This window comes from Microbulbifer salipaludis, assembly GCF_017303155.1.
Taxonomy (GTDB): Bacteria; Pseudomonadota; Gammaproteobacteria; order Pseudomonadales; family Cellvibrionaceae; genus Microbulbifer; species Microbulbifer salipaludis.
Genome location: NZ_JAEKJR010000003.1, coordinates 22,995 through 43,037, shown reverse-complemented (window position 1 = coordinate 43,037; position 20,043 = coordinate 22,995). Strand labels below are relative to the sequence as shown.

Here is a 20,043-nt window from a genome sequence, read left to right as displayed (position 1 = left end):
ATGTAACCAATGAGCTTCGCAGTTTGTCGCGCGGATTTTAAAATGGAAGTGTAGTGGCACACTGAATTTGGCCATTAGTCAAAGAGAAGTTGAATCGTGTGGCCAGGTTGCTTTTTTGAAGTTGCCACCGAAGAAATACAGCTGCTGCCTCAATTTAATGAGATGCCGGCTCGTGACCGCTTGGTCTATTCTGGTTCTGCGGTAGTATTCCCGACAGCCAAACCCAAATAACAATCAAGGCGAGGGAAAACCATGCGCACAGCAGACCAGTGGCTTAATGAATACGGCGAGAGCCACCAAAACCCCACCAATAAAGCCATCCACTGGATGGCGGTGCCCCTGATTTACCTGACGGTAGTCGGCCTCTTCTGGTCCATTCCGCAGCCCCAGTGGATGGCGGAGCTGGTGTGGCTGAACTGGGCGGTGGTGGCCCTGATCCCAACGATGCTGTTTTACCTGGTGATGTCGTTCCCTCTCGCGCTGGGAATGGTCGCGCTTTCCTTGCTGTGTCTGGGTGCGTGCAGTGCGCTGGAGCGGAGTGGGCAGAGCGTATTATGGTGGTCCGTAGGGGTGTTTGTGGTGATGTGGGTGTTCCAGTTTATTGGGCACCATATCGAGGGTAAGAAGCCTTCTTTCTTCAAAGACCTGCAGTTTCTGCTGATCGGCCCGGCCTGGGTGATCGGTTTCCTGTATCGCAAGCTCGGTATTTCTTACTGAGTAAACCCGTGAGCGATGACTCACTTACTCTCGGGTGCCAGCGAATGCGACGTCGGCACCCGTATCCCAGTCTCTAAGTCCTCTGTGCTTTTTGCGAGCACCTCACTGGGCGTGGGAGGGTCGCTCCGGATCGCCTTCCGTTACTACCGGCTCCCCGGTCTCTCCGCCGTGCACCTTCTCGCGCAGACCCTGAACCGTCTTGAAGAAGATCGGCACCAGCAGCGTACCCACCACGCACGCCATCAGTGTGCCGCCCATCACCGCGGTGCCCAGGGACACCCGGCTCGCGGCCCCGGCGCCGGAGGCAATCACCAGTGGAATGGTGCCTACGACAAATGAGAGCGTGGTCATGATGACCGGACGAAAGCGCAGCCGGGCCGCCATCACGGTCGCATCGTGCAGGGAAAGCCTTTCCACCTCCCGCTGTGTTTTGCCGAATTCTACGATTAGAATCGCGGTCTTGGCCGCCAGCGCGATGAGAAGAACCAAGCCGATTTGCCCATAGAGGCTGAGTGGTTCGCGTGCGATCAGTAGTGCGAGGAGTGCGCCGATGATGGCAATCGGAACGGACAAGATAATTGCAAAGGGCGTCATGAACGATTCATACAGTGCCGCCAGAAACAGGAACACAAACACCAGTGAAAGCCCCATGGCGATGGCAGAAGCATTGCCCGCGCCACGTTCTTCGTAGCTGGAGTCGGACCACTCGTATTTGAATCCTGCGGGCAGGGTTTCATCGGCCACGCGCTCCAGCGCATTCATGGCATCACCCGAGCTGTATCCGCCTGCGATATTGGGGCCACCGCTGATTTTCGCCGCGTCGTAGGTGTTGTAGCGCTTGAGTGTGACGGCGCCGAGGGTGGGCTCCGTGCTGATAAGGCTGCTCAGCGGAACCTGCTCCCCCTTGTTGTTGGCGACATACAGCTTGGTCAGGTCCGCTTCCTGCTGGCGGAACCGGGAGTCGGCCTGCACCATGACACGGAAGGTCTTGTTGTACAGGTTGAAGTCGTTGACATAGATAGCGCCAAGCTGGGTTTGCAGTGTCATGAAGATATCGCTGATCCTCACGCCGAATGTTTTGGCCTTGACCCGATCAATATTGAGCCGGATTTGCGGCGAGCCTGCCTTGAAAACGGAGAACGCCCGGGCAATTTCCGGTTGCTCGGTGGCTGCGGCAGAAAATGCCTGCGCCACCTCAAATAGCGCCTGTGGGCCAACGCCCTGCGTGTCTTCCAGCATGAATGAAAACCCGGACATGGCGCCCAGCCCCGGAATGGCGGGCGCGCCGAAGACCAGCACCTGTGCCTCGGGCAGCTGTGCGAATTGCGCCTGATATTTCTTTTGCAGCGCTTGCTGGGAACTCGCTGGATCCTCGCGCTCATCCCAGGGTTTGAGCTTGGCGATCACCATGCCGGCATTGGACTGCAGGGCGACGTTTAACAGGCTGAAACCATTCACCGAGAGTACTTTGTCTATGGCGGGATCCTGCATGAGGGTCTCATTCACATGGTCAACCACCTCAGCGGTGCGCCCCAGTGCGGCGGCTTCCGGTAGCTGGATGTCGACCATGAAGAAGCCCTTGTCCTCGTCGGGAATAAAACTCCTGGGCACCTGCTGAAACAGCAAGAAGAGCGCGACGAAAAGCGCCGCAACCAGCAGTAGGCTCAGGAGGATATGTTCGGCGAGCCAACCCACCACACGCAGGTAACCCGCAGCAACGTGGGTGAATCCGCTGTTGAACCCGCGAATGATAAAGTTCGGTTTACTGTGGCCGGCCTTGAGAATGGTGGAACAGAGTGCCGGGCTGAGCGTCAGGGCGTTGACCATGGAGATCAGCACCGCCACGGTGATGGTGGTGCCAAATTGCCCGAACATTCTTCCGGTCATGCCCGGCAGCAGCATGGTCGGGCCAAAAACCGCGACCAGCACCATGGATGTGGCGACGATGGGCCCCGACACCTCCTTCATGGCCTTGGCGGTGGCGGCTCTCCGGTCGAGCCCATCATCGTGCATGATGCGCTCCACGTCCTCGACCACGATGATCGCATCGTCCACCACCACGCCGATGGCGAGAATCAGCCCGAACAGGGTGACCGTATTGATGGTCATGCCCAGCGCATACAACACGGCTACGGTGCCGATGATGGAAACCGGGACCGCGAGAGTGGGCACCAGGGCCGCACGTACGTTGCCGAGAAACAGGTAGGTAACCAGTATCACCAGAATGATGGTAATAATCAGCGTATAGACGGTTTCTTCCAACGAGACCGAGATGAACTCCGTGGTGTCGTGGCCAATCACAGCCTCCACGCCGTCCGGGAAGTATTCGGATAATTCGTTGACCTTCGCCTTTACGCTGTTGGCCACTTCCAGTGCATTGGCATCGGACAGTTTGTAAATTGCCAGCAGTACGCCCGGACCGTTGTTGTACTCACCAAACCCCTTATAGGTCTGCGCTCCCAGTTCGACCCGCGCAATATCCCGGATGCGCACCACAGCGCCTTCGTCATCGGCGCGCAATACGATATTGCCGAACTCTTCTTCCGAGCTGAGCCGCCCTTTGGTGCTGAGAATGTACTGAAACTGGGTGGAGTCCGGCGAAGGTGGTGCACCCAACTGGCCCACTGCCGCCTGTACGTTCTGCTCGCGGATGGCGGCGAGCACTTCCGGCACCGATATTTCGAGGCCGGCCATTTTGACCGGGTCCAGCCACACGCGCATACCGTAGTCCAGCGCGCCGATGATTCTTGCTTCACCGACCCCGGGCACCCGCGCCAGTTCGCTGAGCAGGTTAATGGAGGCGTAGTTGGACAGGAAAATGCCATCAAATGTATTTTCCGGTGAGAACAGGTTGACCACCATCAACATGTCGGAAGAGCGTTTGCGCACCTTGATGCCGCGTTTCAGCACCTCGGGGGGCAGGGAGGGTTCCGCCAGTGCTACCCGGTTCTGTACGTCGACCTGCGCCATGTCGGCGTCGACATCAATGCCGAAGGTGATAAACAGCGAGTAGGTGCCATCACTGCCCGCATTTGAAGCCATGTAGACCATGCCTTCTGCACCGTTGACCTGTTCTTCAATGGGGATGGCGACGGCATTCTTTACGGTTTCTGCGTCTGCACCGGGGTAGGCGGCAACCACCGCAATTTTCGGCGGTGCGATGTCTGGGTATTGATCCACCGGCATGACGATCGCGGCCAGAATGCCGGCAAAAGTAATCAGGATCGCGATGACAAAGGCAAAGCGGGGACGACGAATAAACAGGTTGGTATCACCACCCATCGAAGGAGCGCCTCTGGTTACTTGCCGATGTCATTCGGGTCATAGGGCTCGCCCGGCTGGTTTCTGTCCCTCTGCTCGCGTTGCAGGGACTCCAGCATCTGCGATTGGGCCTCCCGGTCTCGGGCCAGCTGTTCCTTGAGGGAGTGGGGCGGGGACTTCAGATTGAGGGGTGTCTGCTTCTTGAAGTCCTCAAGTTTGACTGGCACCACGGTTACCTGATCGCCCGGGCTGACTTTTTGCAGGCCCTCGACCAGAACCCGGTCGCCCGTTTTCAGGCCCTTGCGAATGGCCCAGTTGGGCCCGATTCGGACACCCACTTCCACATTGGCCCGTTTTACCTTGTTGTCTTTGTCGAGCAGGTAGACGTAAAACCCCTGCTGGTCCTGGGATACCGCTTTCTGCGGAATGACGATGCGTTCGATTTCCTCCAGCAGTTTCCCGTGCAGCGTGACATTCTCTTTGGGGATCAGCAGGCCGTCCGTATTTGGGAAAAGTACGCGCGCGGCGATGGTGCCACGGGTGGAGGCGGCGGTGGCATCCCAGGAGAAAAATTCCCCTTTAAAGGGATAGATGCTGCCGCCGGGAAGCTCCATATAGAGCTCCATATTGGGAATGGCGCGCCCCTGCTGCTTCAGTCTTTCCACCACGGCGTAAAAATCGTTGTAGGCCTTCTGGCCCACATTGGCCAGTACGTACACGGGGTCGAGCTTGACCATCTTGGTGATAGGGAGCGACGTCGGCAATATCACAATGTCGCCCGGCGCGTAGTTGGGGTGCCCGACACGCCCGGAAAACGGCGCCACAATGGACGTATGCGACAGGTCCTGCCGTGCCTGTATCAGTGCTGCATGGGCTTTATCCAGCTCTGCTTCGGCGGCCAGCTTGGCGGATTTCGCGGTATCGAAATCTTTTGCCGAGATGTAACCCTGGGGGCTTAACTCACGCGCCCGCCGAAAGTTGCCGTCGGCCTGCTCAAAGTTTGCGGTTGCTTCCGCCACCATGGATTCAGCGGTGGCAACCGCCGACTCGAACTTGTAGGGATCGAGTCGCACCAGCTCCTCACCCTGCTTGAAAAAGGCGCCGGGTGTGATGTTCTGATAGAGAATCCTGGATTGTACCAGCGGGAAAATCTGTGCCGTTTCCACCGCTTCAATAACCGCGGGCACCTCGAAACTGGGGCGGAATTTCAGGCGCTGGGCTTCCACCACTTCCACCTTTTTGGGGGGCGGGGTGGGTTTTTCTGGCGTCTTGTCCCCGCAGCCGGTGCTGAGCACACATACGAGAACGAAGACTTTCTGCCAGTGAACAGGGAAGAGGTTGGAATAAGACATCATTTCCGCGCACTTGAATTAGGAAACCTTTGCCTTTTAATCCTAGTCGTCGTTCACGGGGCGGGCGGCTCTCGCGAGCCGGTTGACGCGGAATGCAACCCTTGCGGTGGGGCGCGTGTGTGCCCGTTGCTCGAGGCGGTGCATTGAATGGACGGGAGGCCCTGGGTAGGCCTGTGGTATCAGCGGTTGTAGTGCACCGGTACTTCCAGGGTTTCCTTGACCTGCTCCATCACCACATAGCTGGTGCACTCCTGCACTTCCGGCAGGGTCAGTAAGGTTTCGCCATAAAATTTCCGGTAGGCGCTCATGTCGGCCACGCGGGCTTTGATCAGGTAATCAAAATTCCCCGACACCAGATAGCACTCCTGAACTTCCGGCAGGGCAGAGACCGCGGTGCGAAAATCCTCGAATGCATCCTGCGCAGAGCGGTTCAGGCGGATCTGTACAAAAACCACCAGCGCCGCGTCCAGATACTCGGGGTTGATCAGTGCGGTGTAGCCCTGGATAACCCCGTCGGACTCCATTTTTTTCACCCGCTCGACACAGGGGGTGGCGGTCAGTCCGACATGGCGGGCCAGTTCCGCGTAGCTGGTGCGCCCGTTTTTTTGCAGTACACGCAGGATGTTGCGATCAATGGTGCTGAGTTCGTTGGCGCGCCTTTTCATGTTTTTGACATGCTCTCGGATATCTGTTTTTGACCAAGTGGTCGAGCCTTTCTGGCCCGTCGGGAATACCACAGAAAAAAGGCGTGAAAGCCCGGCTTGACTTGTCTGTGGCGCGAATTCTGGTCTCGTTTGGCTAAAAAACGGTCATTTCAAAAAATAACCAGTGGATTCCACTAATGATATTGAAAAATTTGCAGAAATCCACTCGAACGAGGGTCTTATACTGCGGGAATCCAACAAAAGAACGGGGCGCGCGAAGTTGCGCTCACAGAGTGATTGAGGAGATTCGTTATGTTGATCGGTGTCCCAAAAGAAATTAAGAACCACGAGTATCGCATCGGCCTGACGCCGGCGAGTGTACGCGAGCTGATCGGCCATGGTCATGACGTGATCGTGCAGAAAGACGGCGGTTCAGCCATTGGCTTTACCGATGAAATGTACGAGCAGGCGGGTGCCAAGATCATCGACAGCGCTGAAGAAATCTTCGCCACTGCCGATATGATCGTGAAGGTAAAAGAACCCCAGCCGCACGAATGCGAAATGCTGCGCCCCGGCCAGCTGCTGTACACCTACCTCCACCTCGCGCCCGATCCCAAGCAGACCGAACTGCTGGTGAAATCCGGTGCGACCTGTATCGCTTATGAAACCGTGACCGACCGCTTCGGTGGCCTGCCGCTGCTGGCGCCTATGTCGGAAGTAGCCGGTCGTATGTCCGTGCAGTGCGGCGCGCATCACCTGGAAAAAGCTCAGGGCGGCCTCGGCGTACTGCTGGGCGGCGTACCGGGTGTAGCACCGGCCAAAGTGCTGATTATTGGCGGTGGTGTTGTAGGTACCCAGGCGGCCAAGATGGCGCTGGGTATGGGTGCCGACGTGACCATCCTGGATCGTTCCCTGCCGCGTCTGCGCCAGCTGGACGATATCTTCGGCGGCGCGGTGCGCACCGAATACTCCACCAACGATGCGATCGAGAAGCACGCGCTGGAAGCTGACCTGGTTGTCGGTGCGGTACTGATCCCGGGCGCGGCGGCACCGAAGCTGCTGACTCGCGACCATATCAGCCGTATGAAGAAAGGTGCGGTGGTTGTGGACGTTGCGATCGACCAGGGCGGTTGTTTCGAAACTTCCAAAGCGACCACGCACCAGGAGCCGACCTACGTGGTAGATGGCGTGGTGCACTACTGTGTTGCCAATATGCCGGGTGGTGTTGCCCGTACCTCCACCATGGCTCTGAACAATGCCACCCTGCCGTTCGCCGTATCGCTGGCCAACAAGGGTGCCAAGCAGGCACTGCTGGACGATGCCAACCTGCTGGAAGGTTTGAACGTGCACGCCGGTATGGTGACTTATAAAGCGGTAGCGGATGTGCTGGGTTACGAGTACGTAGATCCGAAACTCGCCCTGCAAAAGTCTGCAGTTGAGTCTGAAGTCGCTGCGTAACCCGCAGCCCGAGCAAAGAATTGAACAGGTAACTCCCGTTCTCTTTGGGGCAGCCCCATGCCCCGCTCTGTGAGACCCGGCAGTGTCTTGACTGCCATTGTGGCCGCGCTTTTTAGCGCGGCTTTTTTGTGCCCGTTCTTCAGGTGCGCTGTGTTATTTCGTTGTCGGTGCGATGGCGTGTGAGGTGATCTAGCGTCCGGGGAACAGTCGCGCTAGCAGGACGGGCAGGGCTGTTTCTACCCGCAGGATTCTGGGGCCCAGATGTACGGATTCAAATCCCGCCGCCTGTAGCTTTTCTACTTCGTACGGAATGAAGCCGCCCTCCGGCCCCACTGCCAGGGTGGTGTGCTCGGCAATATCTACCGGGCAGGGGGTGTCGGTGACGGGGTGTGCGACCAGCTTGCGCGAGGCGGCGGCGATATCCGGCAGCTCATCTTCGACAAACGGCTTGAAACGCTTGCGCAGAAATATCGCCGGCATGGTGGTGTCCACCGCCTGCTCCAGGCCCAGAAGGCACTGCTCGCGGAGTTTGTCTTCCGCCAGCCAGGGGCTTTGCCAGTAGGACTTCTCCACCCGGTAGGCATTGATCAGGTACAGCGTCTTTACCCCGAGCGCGGTGGCGTGCTGGATGGTGCGCTTGAGCATTTTCGGGCGCGGCAGGGCGAGGATCAGGTTCAGCGGCAGCGGCGGTGGCGGTGCGCGGTGCAGAGAAACGGCGAGCGCGATATGTTGTTCGCCGCGCTCGATGACCACGCCCTCGCCAATCTGCCCCTGCAGCGCGCCGACCTTGAGCGTGTCGCCCACCTCGGCTTTGTGCACGTCGACAATATGCTGGAAGCGGCGCCCGCGCAGCACGGCGACGTCGGCCGCCTCGGCAAAATCGCTGGGTTCAAGAAGGATCAGGTTCACGGTTGTTTAGCACTTTGCCGAGGCCACGGCGCCCTTGCCGATACCCTCGTAGGCGCGAACGCGGATGTCGTGTCCGGGATGCGCCTTGGCTAACTGGTCGGCCATGTACTGCGCCAGCTGTTCCACGGTGGTATCACAGTCGAGAATTTCACAGCGGTTGCCGGGGATACTCAGAGTGAACTCGCCCTGGCGGGCGCGGTAGGCAAAGTGCAGTTGCTGCGCAGATTCCTCGCGCAGGTCTTCGCGGGTGCCGAGGTAAATATCCGCCCAGCGCTTCGCCCATTCCGCTTCCAACTGTGGATGGCGTACCCCATCCATATCGATTTGGATACGCGAGCGGTGGCCGTGGGCAATGCGCTGGCAGTTACCGTCGTGTTTTTTCAGGCCGTGACTGTAGTGATAAAACGGGGTATCGATGGCCTCGGTGGTAAAGCGCAGGTCGAGCCGCTTCACGCTGGTGGGGAAGATGCCCTCCAGTTCGCCCACGCACCAGTGCGCCACGGATTCCGGCGAAATTGCGTTCACCGCGACCAGGGCGAACGCCTCTGCGGGGCCCCCTACCGTGATGACTTCGCCATCGTCGAGTGTCCACTGCAGGCGGATGCCGTCGTCGGTGCGCTCAAGTTCCAGCTCGGGTGCCAGAATAGGCACCAGCAAGCGGTGGTCCAGCTCGCTATCCAGCCAGTTACGCAGGGTCTTTTTGACGATCCCGAAGTCGCACACCATGCCCTGATGATCCAGCGCGCCATCGAGGGCGGCGTTGGCCAGCCAGGTTTCACCAACAATGCCGCGGCTGCGGTGGAGATAACTGAAATCCACGTTGGTAAGGCTGTCGACAAACAGGTGCATAGGTTTTCCGGCATGGCAAAGTGGCTGAAACGAAAGCGAAGGGCCCGGATTCGGGCGCGGCACAGTATAGCTTTTTTGCGGTCATGATTGGTGCCCTCGGCGGAGAGGATTTTACTGACCACAAGCGATAAGTCGCGCGCGGGAAAATTAGGGCTGGAACCTGGCGCCTCGAATCTCTATAATCGCGCCCTCTTCGAGCACAGGCCGCTTTTTTTCAGCAAGCGGTGCTAACCTGAGTGCTCAAGCGTGATGGCGGCCCTTCCGGTCTCCTCGCAATGATCAGCTGTGAACCCCGCCAGGCCCGGAAGGGAGCAACGGTAGCAGTGACATCATGTGCCGGGGATGTGCTGGTTGGGCTGCCTCCAGTTTTCTTCTCTCTATTCATTCCCTCTTTCTGTTGCAAAGTCTGCCTGTATTGGGCCCGCCTCCTGCGCCATTGGCTGATTCGCGGAAAAGCTCGTTGCCGAAATTTTTCTCCAAATATTCGCCCGTAGAAGGAATTTTGTGCCGATGTGGTTTGCGCACACTCGCCACCGTCCCGGTGGGGGTGGGGCCTGTGCTATAAAACCGCGACAGATTTTAGGATCTCCACCCCGGTGCCCGGGGGGGAATACCACGAATAACTTCCAATAATGACCAGAGGACGCCGATGAAAAAGCTTGCGTTGGTAATCGCCGCTGCCACCTTCACCCTTGCGGGGTGTGATCGAGAATCTACCGGAGGACAGCCTCCCGCTGCCGCCAATCCCCCCTCAAACCTGAATTACGCCGCCGATTCCACCGACGCTGGCACCGTGGCAAAGGCGGCGCAAAGCGGCGATCAATTGAATGCAGAGGGTGCCAAGGCATTCCTGGACGACGCGCAGCAGCGCCTGGCCAAAATGGCTGAAGAAGCGAGCCATGCCAGCTGGCTGGCGTCCACCTATATCAATCTCGACTCGCAGTTTGTCGAGGCGCTGGCGATGGAGCGTTACACATCCCTTGCGGTGGAGCTGGCACAGGAAGCTGCCAAGTTCGACAGCGTCGATCTGGATCCCGAAACCCGCCGCATGCTCACCATGCTCAAGCAGGGCCTGGTTTTCCCCGCCCCCAACGATCCCAAGCTGACGGCCGAGCTGGCGCAGATCGGTTCGAAGATGCAGGGCATGTACGGGGCCGGAAAATATTGCCCGGATAACAAGAACGATGGGGATCAGTCTGGTGAGGAAGGCGGCAAGTGTTACACCCTCACGGAAATGGGCCAGATGATGGCCAACAGCCGGGATCCCAAGCTACTGAAGGACCTGTGGGTTGGCTGGCGCAAGGTGTCGCCACCGATGAAGCCTCTGTACGAGCGCCAGGTGGAAATTGGCAATGCCGGTGCCAAGGAGCTGGGCTACGACAACCTGAGTGTGATGTGGCGTTCCAAATACGATATGCCTGCGGACGCCTTTGCGGCGGATATGGACAACCAGTGGAACAAGGTAAAGCCCTTGTACGAGGCATTGCACTGCCATGTGCGCGCAAAGCTCAACGAACACTATGGCGATGATGTGGCGCCGGCCAGTGGAAAAATCCCGGCGCACTTGCTCGGCAATATGTGGGCCCAGGAATGGGGCAACGTCTACGACGTGGTCAAAGACGATGACATGCAGGCGCCCTATGACCTGACTCAGCTGGTGGTGGACTCCGGCATGAGTGAAAAAGATATGGTGAAGGTGGGCGAAAAGTTCTTCACCTCACTCGGGTTCAAACCATTGCCGGAAACTTTCTGGGAGCGCTCGCAGTTTGTGCAGCCGCGGGATCGCGATGTGGTGTGCCACGCGAGTGCCTGGAACCTGGATGGTAAGGACGATATCCGCATCAAGATGTGCATCAATAAAACCGGTGAAGACCTGATCACCGTGCACCATGAGCTCGGGCACAACTTCTACCAGCGTATCTACAATGAGCAGCCGTTCCTGTACAAGGAAGGCGCCAACGATGGTTTCCATGAGGCCGTGGGTGACACCATTGCACTGTCCATTACGCCAAAGTACCTGAAAGAAATTGGATTGATGGATGAAATTCCCGGGGCCGACAAAGACATCGGCTACCTGATGCAGCAGGCACTGGACAAGATTGCGTTCCTGCCGTTTGGTCTGCTGGTGGACAAGTGGCGCTGGCAGGTATTCAACGGCGAAGTGCAGCCCGGTGATTACAACAAGGCCTGGTGGAAATTGCGGGAAGAGTATCAGGGTATCCAGGCGCCGGTAGAGCGCAGTGAGGCGAATTTCGATCCGGGCGCCAAGTATCATATTCCGGGCAATACCCCTTACGCGCGATACTTCCTCGCACGTATCCAGCAGTTCCAGTTCCACCGTGCCTTGTGTGAGGCCGCCGGCGAGACCGGGCCGCTGCACCGCTGTTCCATTTTCAAGAACAAGGCCGCCGGTGAAAAACTTCGCAACATGCTAGCCATGGGCGCGAGCAAACCGTGGCCGGATGCGATGGAAGCACTCACCGGGCAGCGGGAGCTGGATGCCTCCGCGATTGTGGATTACTTCCAGCCGCTGATGGGCTACCTCAAGGAGCAAAACGCGGATCGCCAGTGCGGCTGGTAACTGTTCGCCCCATTGCCTGACGCTATTGGCTACATATTTACAGTCAATGGCGTCCGGGGTTTGAAACGCGGTTTGTGACCATAGTATTAGGTATGAGCTGAAGTTGGTTGGCGGGAGTGCTTTTAATTGCAGTTCCGCCGGAATGGCTTCGCAGGGCCTGGCAGTCCGTTTTTCGGGCTGCAGGAAGTGGTAGTGACACTACCTGCTCCGCACACAGGCCCTGACATGGATTGAACTCAAACCAGAAAAGAGGTTGCTAATGAGCAATATTGATATCGGGATTGGTGAACAAGATCGTGAGAAGGTCGCGGAGGGTTTGAAGCGTCTGCTGGCGGACTCCTACACCCTGTATCTGCAGACCCACAATTTCCACTGGAATGTAACCGGTCGCCTGTTCCGTGAGTTGCACCTGATGTTCGAGGAACACTATACCGAACTGGCGGTCGCCGTTGATGATATTGCCGAGCGCATCCGTACCCTGGATGTTGTGGCGCCGGGAACTTATAAGGCATTTGCTGAGCTGAGCTCGGTGAAGGAAGTGGAAGATGTACCCGCTGCCGAAGAGATGGTGCGGATCCTGACCCAAGGCCACGAGCAGGTGGTGAAAACCTGTCGCGACGTATTGAAAGCTGCGCAGGACGCGGATGACGAATCCACCGCAGCACTGGTGGGCGACCGTATGCGTGTGCATGAGAAGACCGCTTGGATGTTGCGGGCCACCGCCCAGTAATCTGACCGCTCCCCTTCCGAAAAACCGGCCCTTGGCCGGTTTTTTTGTGCCTGCGATTTTTTCGTTTTACGTCAATCCACGGTCGTGTTTACTACTTGCACTTTATTACTGTGTAGTGCACAGTATTTACTGTGTGGCACACAGTATGGGCTAAAGCGGGATGACAGAAGCACCGGAAAGACTTCAGCGAATGGTGATGGAAGTACGCCGTGGGGCTCTCACGTTGGCGGTATTGCTTGCGCTGGCAGAGCCGCACTATGGCTACTCCCTGCGCAAAAAGCTGGCCCGGCAAGGGTTGGAGATCGACGAGGGCACCCTCTACCCACTGCTGCGCCGGCTGGAAGAGCAGGGCCTACTGTCCAGCTATTGGCAGCAGGAAGAGGGGCGCAAGCGGCGTTTTTACCAGATCGATAGCAGTGGCGAGATCGCGCTGGCAGCAATGCGCAGAGAGTGGCAAAGCCTCAACCTGGTGATCGGCCAGCTTGCGGAAAAGATTCAATAAGGAGACGGAATCAATGGCGAAAGAGACTGATTGGTTGCAGCGCTACGTGGACAATGTGCGCACCCATTTACCGGTGCGGCTGCGCGAGGATGTGGGCAACGAGCTGCTGTCTGACCTGCAGGATCAGTGCGATGACCTGCAAGAATCCCTGGCGCGGGCACCCACTGAGCAGGATATTCTCGACCTGCTAAAACAGAAGGGCCACCCCATGTCGGTGGCGGCCGCCTATCAGCCGCGCCGCGCACTGGTCAGTGAGCCGCTGTTTCCCCTGTACCTGCAGGTTCTGAAGTGGACATTTCTGGTGATTGCGGTGGTATCGGCGGTCGATGTGGTCGGTTCCCTGTATTTTGCTGAAGATCCGGACCTGCTTTCTGCCGCACTCGGCTGGTTTAGCGGTCTTTATGAAAGCGGTGTGCATTCTTTTGCTGCGGTCACTCTGGTGTTTTATCTCATCGGGGAGGGGTTGAGTAGTCGTCAGGTATTTGGCAACTGGAATCCCCGCTCGATGCCGAACGTGGTCGACAGTGGTCGGCGTATCAAGCGCTTCGACTCCTCGGTGGAATTTGTCGTGACCCTGTTGGCGATGGCGTGGCTAAACGATATCTGGTTGCTGCCGGGCACTGGCGGGCACACCGCGCTGGCGCTATCGCCGGAACTCGTGTCGCTGTTGCCGTGGATCAATATCGCACTCGGTGCCAGCGTGCTGATGTCGCTCCACAAACTGTTCTCCCCTTTCTGGACACGATCGCGCCTGCTGATTGATGGGGCGCTGAATATGTATTGGCTGACGTTACTGGCTTTTCTGTTGGGCCTGCAGGCGCCGTTTTCCATCGAGTGGCCAAGTGGTGAATTTTGGCAGCCGAGTCAGGGAGGTTGGCAGGTGGCCATCGGTGTTGTGGTCGCCATTACCGCGTGGGATCTGTTTGAAAATATTCGCCGGCTAGTGCGCTCGCCATCAGGTGTGCGCGTCTAACACGAGGGCAAGAAACGCCTGGGCTGGCGCCGACAGGGCGCCGGCTTCCCGCGCGAGAATTCCCACTGCGTGGGTCACCACAGGCTCCGCCAGTGGTTTGCACACCAGTCCATAGTCACGCATTTGTTCCGCACACAAGTTGGGAACCGCGCTGACCCCCAGGCCACTCTGTACCAGCCGGCCGATGGTGCTGAGCTGGCTTGCCTCACATAGTAGCCTCGGGGAGGCTTCCCCGGAGGTCGCGTTTTGGGCAAACGCGGCGTCGGTCCAGCGGCGCACCGCCGAGCCCCGGTTCATGGCAATAAACCGCTCCTGTGCCAGATCCTGCCAGCGCACCACTTTTTTGCCCTGTAACTTGTGGCCCTCGGGCAGTACTGCCACAAACCGGTCATCCCCGATGGGGGTGAAGCCCAGGTTGCCCAGATCGTCCGGGCGAAAACTGAACCCCAGTTCCGCGCGTCCCTCCTGCACCGCATTCACTACCCCCTCCATCACGATGTCTTCCAGCACGATATTGATATCCGGATGTTGCCGGTGAAACTGCTTGAGTAGGCCCGGTAACTGGTTCAGGGCAAAGGCGGGGATGGCGGCGATGGACAGTTGCCCCTGTTGCAGACGGAAGCGCTGTTGCACCGCATCGAGGGTATTGTCCCAGTTGTGCAGCAGTTGCTGGGCGCGTTCCACAAACCCAACGCCCTCGGGGGTGAGAACCAGTTGCCTGCCGTCGCGGCTGAACAGGGCACCCCCCAGGGACTCTTCCAGACTGCGAATGGCGATGGAGATGGCCGGCTGCGAAACGTGCAGCTGTGCGCTCGCCTCCGCCAGACTGCGGGTTCTGGCCACCGTGACAAAGGCGCGCAGCTGCTTGATGGTGGTGTTCATGCTCGGATTCAACGCCGCGCGGGCCCTCACTTTAGATTAAGGAAAATTTATGATTTGTTAATAAGTTTAAATTAGTCTTAAGTGTTAGACCAAGGCATGATTGTTCAAATGGCGAGACGGCCAATAATGGTCAACCATTCACAACACCGCTAACACCGCTGAAGCAAAAAAACGCTGTATAAAAAAATGAGAGAGCCCACCGAAATGAGCAATCCCGTAGCCCCCCTTTGGCAACCCACGCCCGAAGCCGTAGCCGCCACCCAGATGGATCAGTTCCGTCGCCGGGTGAACGACCACCACCAGCGGTCACTCCCCGACTATGCGGCCCTGTACCAGTGGTCTGTGGATAACCGCGAGTCTTTCTGGGGCGAGCTCTGGGACTATGGTGAGGTTGTGGCCAGTGCGCGCGGAGAGCGTGTATTGGGCAAAGACACCATGCCCGGTGCCGAGTGGTTTCCCGACGCGCGTTTGAACTTTGCGGAAAATCTGCTGCGGTTCCGCGACGACCGCGTGGCCCTGATCGAGCGCCTGGAAAATGGTGGGCGCCGCCAGCTCACCTACGCGCAGCTGTTCGAGAAGGTCGAGCGCCTCGCCGCTGCGCTGGTCAGTGCGGGTGTGGGCAATGGGGATCGGGTTGCGGGTTTTATGCCCAATATCATCGATACGGTGGTGGCCATGCTGGCTACGACAAGCCTCGGGGCTATCTGGACGTCCTGTTCCCCGGATTTCGGAATCAACGGGGTGCTGGATCGTTTCGGCCAGGTAGAGCCGAAAGTCCTGTTTGCCTGTGAAGGGTACTTTTACAACGGTAAAACCATCGATTCCCTGCCGCGTTTGGCACAGATCGTCGAGCAGATCGAATCTATTCAGCAGCTGGTAGTGGTGCCAGTGGCGCGCGACGCCTCGCAGACCGCTGACGCCATTGGCGGCCTGGACCGTGCTACTACGCTGGATGCCTTTACCGAAACGGCACCGGCGCGCCCGCTGAGCTTTGAACAGACGGCGTTCAATCACCCGCTATATATCATGTACTCCTCCGGCACCACTGGCGTGCCCAAGTGCATCGTCCACGGCGTCGGCGGTACGCTGCTGCAGCACATCAAGGAGCACCGGCTGCACACCGACATCTCCCGTGACGACACGCTGTTTTACTTCACCACCTGTGGCTGGATGATGTGGAACTGGCTGGTGAGCGGGCTGGCCTGTGGCGCGACCCTGGTGTTGTACGACGGCTCGCCGTTTTACCCCGCGGCCCAGTGCCTGTGGGATATGGCCGATGAGGAAAACATCAGCGTGTTTGGAACCAGTGCCAAATACATTGCCGCACTGGAAAAGGCCGGCTGCAAGCCCCGCGAGAGTCATCAGCTGGAGCGCCTGCGGGCGGTACTTTCCACCGGTTCGCCGCTTGCCCACGAGGGATTCCGCTATGTGTACCGGGATATCAAGGCCGATGTCTGCCTGTCGTCCATTTCCGGCGGCACCGACATTGTGTCCTGTTTTGCGTTAGGCAACCCGGCGCTGCCGGTTTACCCGGGCGAGCTGCAGTGCCGCGGCCTGGGCATGGCGGTGGAAGTCTGGAACGACGATGGCAAGCCGGTGCTCGAGGACAAGGGCGAGCTGGTGTGCGCACGATCCTTCCCCTGCATGCCGATCGGTTTCTGGAACGATCCGGATGGCAGCAAGTACCACGGCGCCTACTTCGATAGCTGGCCGGGTGTGTGGGCACACGGGGACTATGCGGAAATTACCGAGCATGGCGGCGTCATTATCTATGGTCGTTCAGACGCGGTCTTGAACCCCGGTGGTGTGCGCATCGGCACTGCGGAAATTTATCGGCAGGTGGAAAAGGTCGAGGAAGTACTCGACAGTATCTGCATCGGCCAGGAATGGCGGGATGACGTGCGGGTTGTGCTGTTCGTGGTGCTGCGCGAAGGCCTGACCCTGGACGACGAGCTGACCCAGAAGATCCGTACCACCATTCGCGCCAATACCACCCCCCGCCACGTGCCGGCGAAGGTGATTCAGGTGGCGGACATTCCCCGTACCATTAGTGGCAAAATCGTGGAGCTGGCGGTGCGCAATGTGGTGCACGGCAAGCCGGTGAAAAACCAGGAGGCGCTGGCCAATCCACAGGCGCTGAAGCTGTTTGAAAATCTTGCGGCGCTGGCGGGCGAATAACGGGCGGGCAAGTCACAGGCCGGGCGCTGGCAGCAGCGCCCGGCCTGGTGTTCTCTGAACTGCTGTTTCCTGATCTGCCGTCTTCTGAAACGGCAAAAATACCGGGTGCAGGCATCGCCTGACCCGGCTAACGGTTGGGGTAAATGTCCCGGCGGACTCTTCTCCGCGCAGTGCGCGCCGATGCAATGCGATCAGGCTGGCGCTGAACTGCCGGTCAGTGTGTGACGGGAGGCCGCCTGGAATTTCTGATCAGGCGGCTTTCATGTCCTGCATTTGCTGGCCCGCTTGCGTCTCGGCCAGCTGTGCCTGCTCTTCATTCATCTTGCGCAGCGCCAGTCGGGTGAAAAACCCGCCCATCACACATACAAAAGCGATAATTCCCAGGCTCAAAAGGCCGGAAAAGCTGGTGAAAAGGTCGATCATTGCGTCCATGATTGCCTCCAGGGTCAATTGGCGCTGGGCTTCTGAATTCGCCCGCGGCTTGTCTTTAACTGAGCCCAGTGTAAAGTTGCGCCAATTGGCCAGCTTGATTCAGATCAAGGCTGCCTGCGAATCTTTGCCGGTCTTGCGCTAAGCTGTTGGTAACTGATGGTAGTGACCAAAAAACGCCGATAATTCTGTCTATAAACCAATAAATTCACGGAAGATCAGTATGATTACCTACCTGTATTGGGCCGCCGTTATCGCCCTGGTTGTACTTGCGCTGTTTGCCGGTAGCCGTCTGGGCAGTCTGGGCAAAGGGGCAATTGTCGGCGCGATCATTTTTCTCGCCGGTTGGCTTGCCTACTACTTTCATTTCGAACAGGTTTTCGTCAAACGCTTTGGCGGTGTGATGCGTATTACCGTGCCCGAAGGGCATCGGCATCTGGGTGCCACCTGGAAGGAAGACAACCTGTGGGTGGAGAACTACAACCCCAAAACCAATGAGTGCATCTTCAGCGAGTATTCGAAGGGTAACCTGCTGGAAGGGCGGGTCATCATTCGCAATTGCAACCCGCTGATGGAACGCACCGGCTCGGTGCCGGCGCGTTGAGCTGAATCACCACCGGCCATCTGGATCCAGGCCCGTACCTCGCGGATGTAAAGAGCGGTAAAGTTTTGCTGACCGGGCAACTTTCGCCGGTGTTTGACGTCGCAGTGTAGGTAGTTGGCAAACGGAATTTTGTCTTGCGCGCATCTTGTTTCGCTTCCCGAGCTTCGGTTTTTTCTTTTGCAGTCGGTGTGCTGTTCGCATCGTTATTCCTGCTGTGGCCGCAGCAGGGCTTGGCGCTGCCGTTTTTCGATAGCCTGCCGAAATTCAAGGTTCGGGTTGCCGAAAACCGCGAGCTGCAGGAGTGGTTGAAAGACCAGCTGAACGAGCAGCGCAAATCCAGCAGCGTGCTCAAATCCTACGAAGACGCGCTGGATGTGGCGCGCTACGAGCGCGGTACGCTGGAAAAGTTATTGCGCTCCCGGGGCTATTACGATGGCCGCGTGCGCCAGTCCGTCAGCGACGGTGAGATTCTTTACCGGGTGGTGCCCGGGCGGATATATCGCGTCAGCAGTCTCGATGTACGTATGCCGCCAAGCCTGAAGTCGGGGTTTCCCGGTGTGGGGATCGGGGTTGGCGATCCGCTGGAAGCGGAGAAGGTGACCGAGGGCGTCCAGCAAATCGAGACCTACCTTGCCGAGAATGCCTGCCTGCTGAACGTGGATGTGAGTTATCAGGCCACGGTGGTGCACAGCGAACATGCCGCGCGTCTCGAATACCGCGTGGCCGACAGCCCGGAAGTGCGTATCGGGCAGATTCATGTGGAAGGCATCACCACCATCGACGAAGCCTTCCTGCGCAAGCGGCTGAAACTGGACGAGGGCGCTTGTTTTTCCCGCGGCAAGATGGATGCGGCGAAGTTGCGACTGTTGCGTACTAACCTGGTCGCCGGGGTGAACACCGAGGTCTCCGAGCCGGATGCGGGCATTGTGGATATCACCTTCCTGGTGATTGAGCGCAAGCATCGCACGGTCAGGTTGGGGGTGGGCTACACCTCCGATGAGGGGGGCGGCGTGTCGGCCGGGTGGGAGCACCGGAATATTCTGGGGCGCGGCGAAAAAATCGAGGTGGAAACCCGGGTCAATGAAGTCAAGCAGTCGCTCAAGGGGCAGCTGCTGGTGCCGCGCTTTTTTCGCGATGACCAGGAGTTTTCCGCCACCGCGGAGGCTTCCAACGAAGACCGGGACTCCTATCAGGCAGAATCCATCACAATCGGCGGCACCATTTCCCGCCGGCATACCAGGCACCGCACCTTCAGTGTGGGCAGCGAGCTGAAATTCAGCCGGGTGCAGGAAGAGGGGGAGGAGAGCGAGAACTACAACCTGTTGTCTTTCCCGCTGGGCCTGAAGATCGATACCACCGATAACCTGCTCGATGCCCGCCGCGGCGCCACGGTGGCGCTGGAGATCAAGCCCTACGTTGACCTGAGAGATAGCGGCACGCGCTTTGTTAAAAATACGCTGGTGGCTACCGGTTACCTGACCGGGGAAGAAATACGCTTTGACCCCACCCTGGCGGTGCGCATCAAGGCGGGCGTAATCAGTGGTATCGACAACCTGGACATTCCTGCAGACGAACGCTTCTACGCCGGTGGCGGTGGCTCGGTGCGCGGATACAGTTATCAGGCACTCGGACCCAGACGGTTGATGCCCTCGCCGGTGGCCGGGGAGCCCCCGGAGCTGTCGGACCCGATTGGTGGCCGCGCCCTCAGTGAAATCTCTCTGGAGGGGCGGTTTCGTTTCACCGAGTCGTGGGGGGGCGTGCTGTTTGTGGATGGCGGTAACGCCTACGCCGGCCCCGAGCCAAATTTTAGTGACCTCTACTGGGGCGCGGGCCTCGGGGTGCGCTACATGACGTCGTTCGCACCCTTGCGCTTTGATATCGCCTTCCCGCTGGATCGCAGAGACGGGCTCGGCGACAGCAGTTACCAGATCTACGTCAGTCTCGGGCAGGCGTTCTGAGCATGGTTACTGAGTC

Annotated in this window: 16 protein-coding genes and 1 other RNA gene; 10 read left to right on the top strand and 7 right to left on the bottom strand. The window is 58.5% G+C overall.

What is annotated here, in order from left to right; genetic code table 11:
* Window positions 1–252 precede the first annotated feature (252 nt).
* A complete protein-coding gene (locus tag JF535_RS15450; protein ID WP_066962878.1) occupies window positions 253–717 on the top strand; it encodes an Mpo1 family 2-hydroxy fatty acid dioxygenase in 465 nt (154 codons plus the stop codon).
* A gap of 102 nt (window positions 718–819) precedes the next feature.
* Here the strand turns inward: JF535_RS15450 and JF535_RS15445 are convergent, their stop codons facing one another.
* From JF535_RS15445 to JF535_RS15435, 3 genes are all read right to left on the bottom strand, one after another.
* Complete coding sequence (locus JF535_RS15445) at window positions 820–3,999, bottom strand: efflux RND transporter permease subunit (protein WP_207003963.1); 3,180 nt, start codon at window positions 3,997–3,999, stop codon at window positions 820–822.
* 17 nt (window positions 4,000–4,016) lie between these two features.
* Window positions 4,017–5,333, bottom strand: coding sequence for an efflux RND transporter periplasmic adaptor subunit (locus tag JF535_RS15440; RefSeq protein ID WP_207003962.1), 1,317 nt, complete (start codon window positions 5,331–5,333; stop codon window positions 4,017–4,019).
* A gap of 176 nt (window positions 5,334–5,509) precedes the next feature.
* Window positions 5,510–5,995, bottom strand: coding sequence for an Lrp/AsnC ligand binding domain-containing protein (locus tag JF535_RS15435; protein ID WP_207003961.1), 486 nt, complete (start codon window positions 5,993–5,995; stop codon window positions 5,510–5,512).
* A gap of 291 nt (window positions 5,996–6,286) precedes the next feature.
* Between JF535_RS15435 and ald the strand changes: the two genes are divergently transcribed.
* The gene (ald, locus tag JF535_RS15430; RefSeq protein ID WP_207003958.1) at window positions 6,287–7,432 is read left to right on the top strand and encodes an alanine dehydrogenase; all 1,146 of its coding nucleotides are present in this window, start codon (window positions 6,287–6,289) and stop codon (window positions 7,430–7,432) included.
* Window positions 7,433–7,621: 189 nt separating this feature from the next.
* Here ald and JF535_RS15425 read toward each other — a convergent pair whose 3' ends face one another.
* Both JF535_RS15425 and JF535_RS15420 read right to left on the bottom strand, forming a co-directional pair.
* The gene (locus JF535_RS15425; protein WP_207003957.1) at window positions 7,622–8,341 is read right to left on the bottom strand and encodes a 16S rRNA (uracil(1498)-N(3))-methyltransferase; all 720 of its coding nucleotides are present in this window, start codon (window positions 8,339–8,341) and stop codon (window positions 7,622–7,624) included.
* 6 nt (window positions 8,342–8,347) lie between these two features.
* On the bottom strand, window positions 8,348–9,190 hold the full coding sequence (locus JF535_RS15420) for a 6-carboxytetrahydropterin synthase (RefSeq protein ID WP_207003955.1): 843 nt from the start codon (window positions 9,188–9,190) through the stop codon (window positions 8,348–8,350).
* Window positions 9,191–9,449: 259 nt separating this feature from the next.
* On the opposite strand from JF535_RS15420, the gene ffs reads away from it, so the two are divergent.
* The 5 genes from ffs (at window position 9,450) to JF535_RS15395 (ending at window position 13,976) form a co-directional block, all read left to right on the top strand.
* An RNA gene (gene ffs / locus JF535_RS15415) (signal recognition particle sRNA small type) lies at window positions 9,450–9,546 on the top strand.
* Between the two features lie 293 nt (window positions 9,547–9,839).
* Window positions 9,840–11,771, top strand: coding sequence for a M2 family metallopeptidase (locus JF535_RS15410; protein ID WP_207003953.1), 1,932 nt, complete (start codon window positions 9,840–9,842; stop codon window positions 11,769–11,771).
* A 259-nt stretch (window positions 11,772–12,030) separates the two neighbouring features.
* Window positions 12,031–12,501: a Dps family protein gene (locus JF535_RS15405; protein WP_207003951.1), complete on the top strand. Its 471-nt coding sequence runs from the start codon at window positions 12,031–12,033 to the stop codon at window positions 12,499–12,501.
* Window positions 12,502–12,661: 160 nt separating this feature from the next.
* Window positions 12,662–13,003, top strand: a complete 342-nt coding sequence (locus tag JF535_RS15400) for a PadR family transcriptional regulator (protein WP_207003949.1) — start codon at window positions 12,662–12,664, stop codon at window positions 13,001–13,003.
* 13 nt (window positions 13,004–13,016) lie between these two features.
* A complete protein-coding gene (locus JF535_RS15395) occupies window positions 13,017–13,976 on the top strand; it encodes a hypothetical protein (protein WP_207003947.1) in 960 nt (319 codons plus the stop codon).
* Here JF535_RS15395 and JF535_RS15390 read toward each other — a convergent pair.
* Window positions 13,959–14,858: a LysR family transcriptional regulator gene (locus tag JF535_RS15390; RefSeq protein ID WP_207003945.1), complete on the bottom strand. Its 900-nt coding sequence runs from the start codon at window positions 14,856–14,858 to the stop codon at window positions 13,959–13,961. The genes JF535_RS15395 and JF535_RS15390 overlap by 18 nt on opposite strands.
* Window positions 14,859–15,062: 204 nt before the next feature.
* On the opposite strand from JF535_RS15390, the gene JF535_RS15385 reads away from it, so the two are divergent.
* The gene (locus JF535_RS15385; RefSeq protein ID WP_207003943.1) at window positions 15,063–17,036 is read left to right on the top strand and encodes an acetoacetate--CoA ligase; all 1,974 of its coding nucleotides are present in this window, start codon (window positions 15,063–15,065) and stop codon (window positions 17,034–17,036) included.
* A 249-nt stretch (window positions 17,037–17,285) separates the two neighbouring features.
* On the opposite strand, the gene JF535_RS15380 is transcribed toward JF535_RS15385, so the two are convergent.
* Window positions 17,286–17,468: a DUF3149 domain-containing protein gene (locus JF535_RS15380; RefSeq protein ID WP_207003941.1), complete on the bottom strand. Its 183-nt coding sequence runs from the start codon at window positions 17,466–17,468 to the stop codon at window positions 17,286–17,288.
* 220 nt (window positions 17,469–17,688) lie between these two features.
* On the opposite strand from JF535_RS15380, the gene JF535_RS15375 reads away from it, so the two are divergent.
* Window positions 17,689–18,069 carry a hypothetical protein gene (locus JF535_RS15375; protein WP_207003939.1) on the top strand — a complete coding sequence of 127 codons (381 nt, stop codon included), beginning with the start codon at window positions 17,689–17,691 and terminating at the stop codon, window positions 18,067–18,069.
* Window positions 18,070–18,257: 188 nt separating this feature from the next.
* Complete coding sequence (locus tag JF535_RS15370) at window positions 18,258–20,027, top strand: BamA/TamA family outer membrane protein (protein WP_207003937.1); 1,770 nt, start codon at window positions 18,258–18,260, stop codon at window positions 20,025–20,027.
* Window positions 20,028–20,043 lie beyond the last annotated feature (16 nt).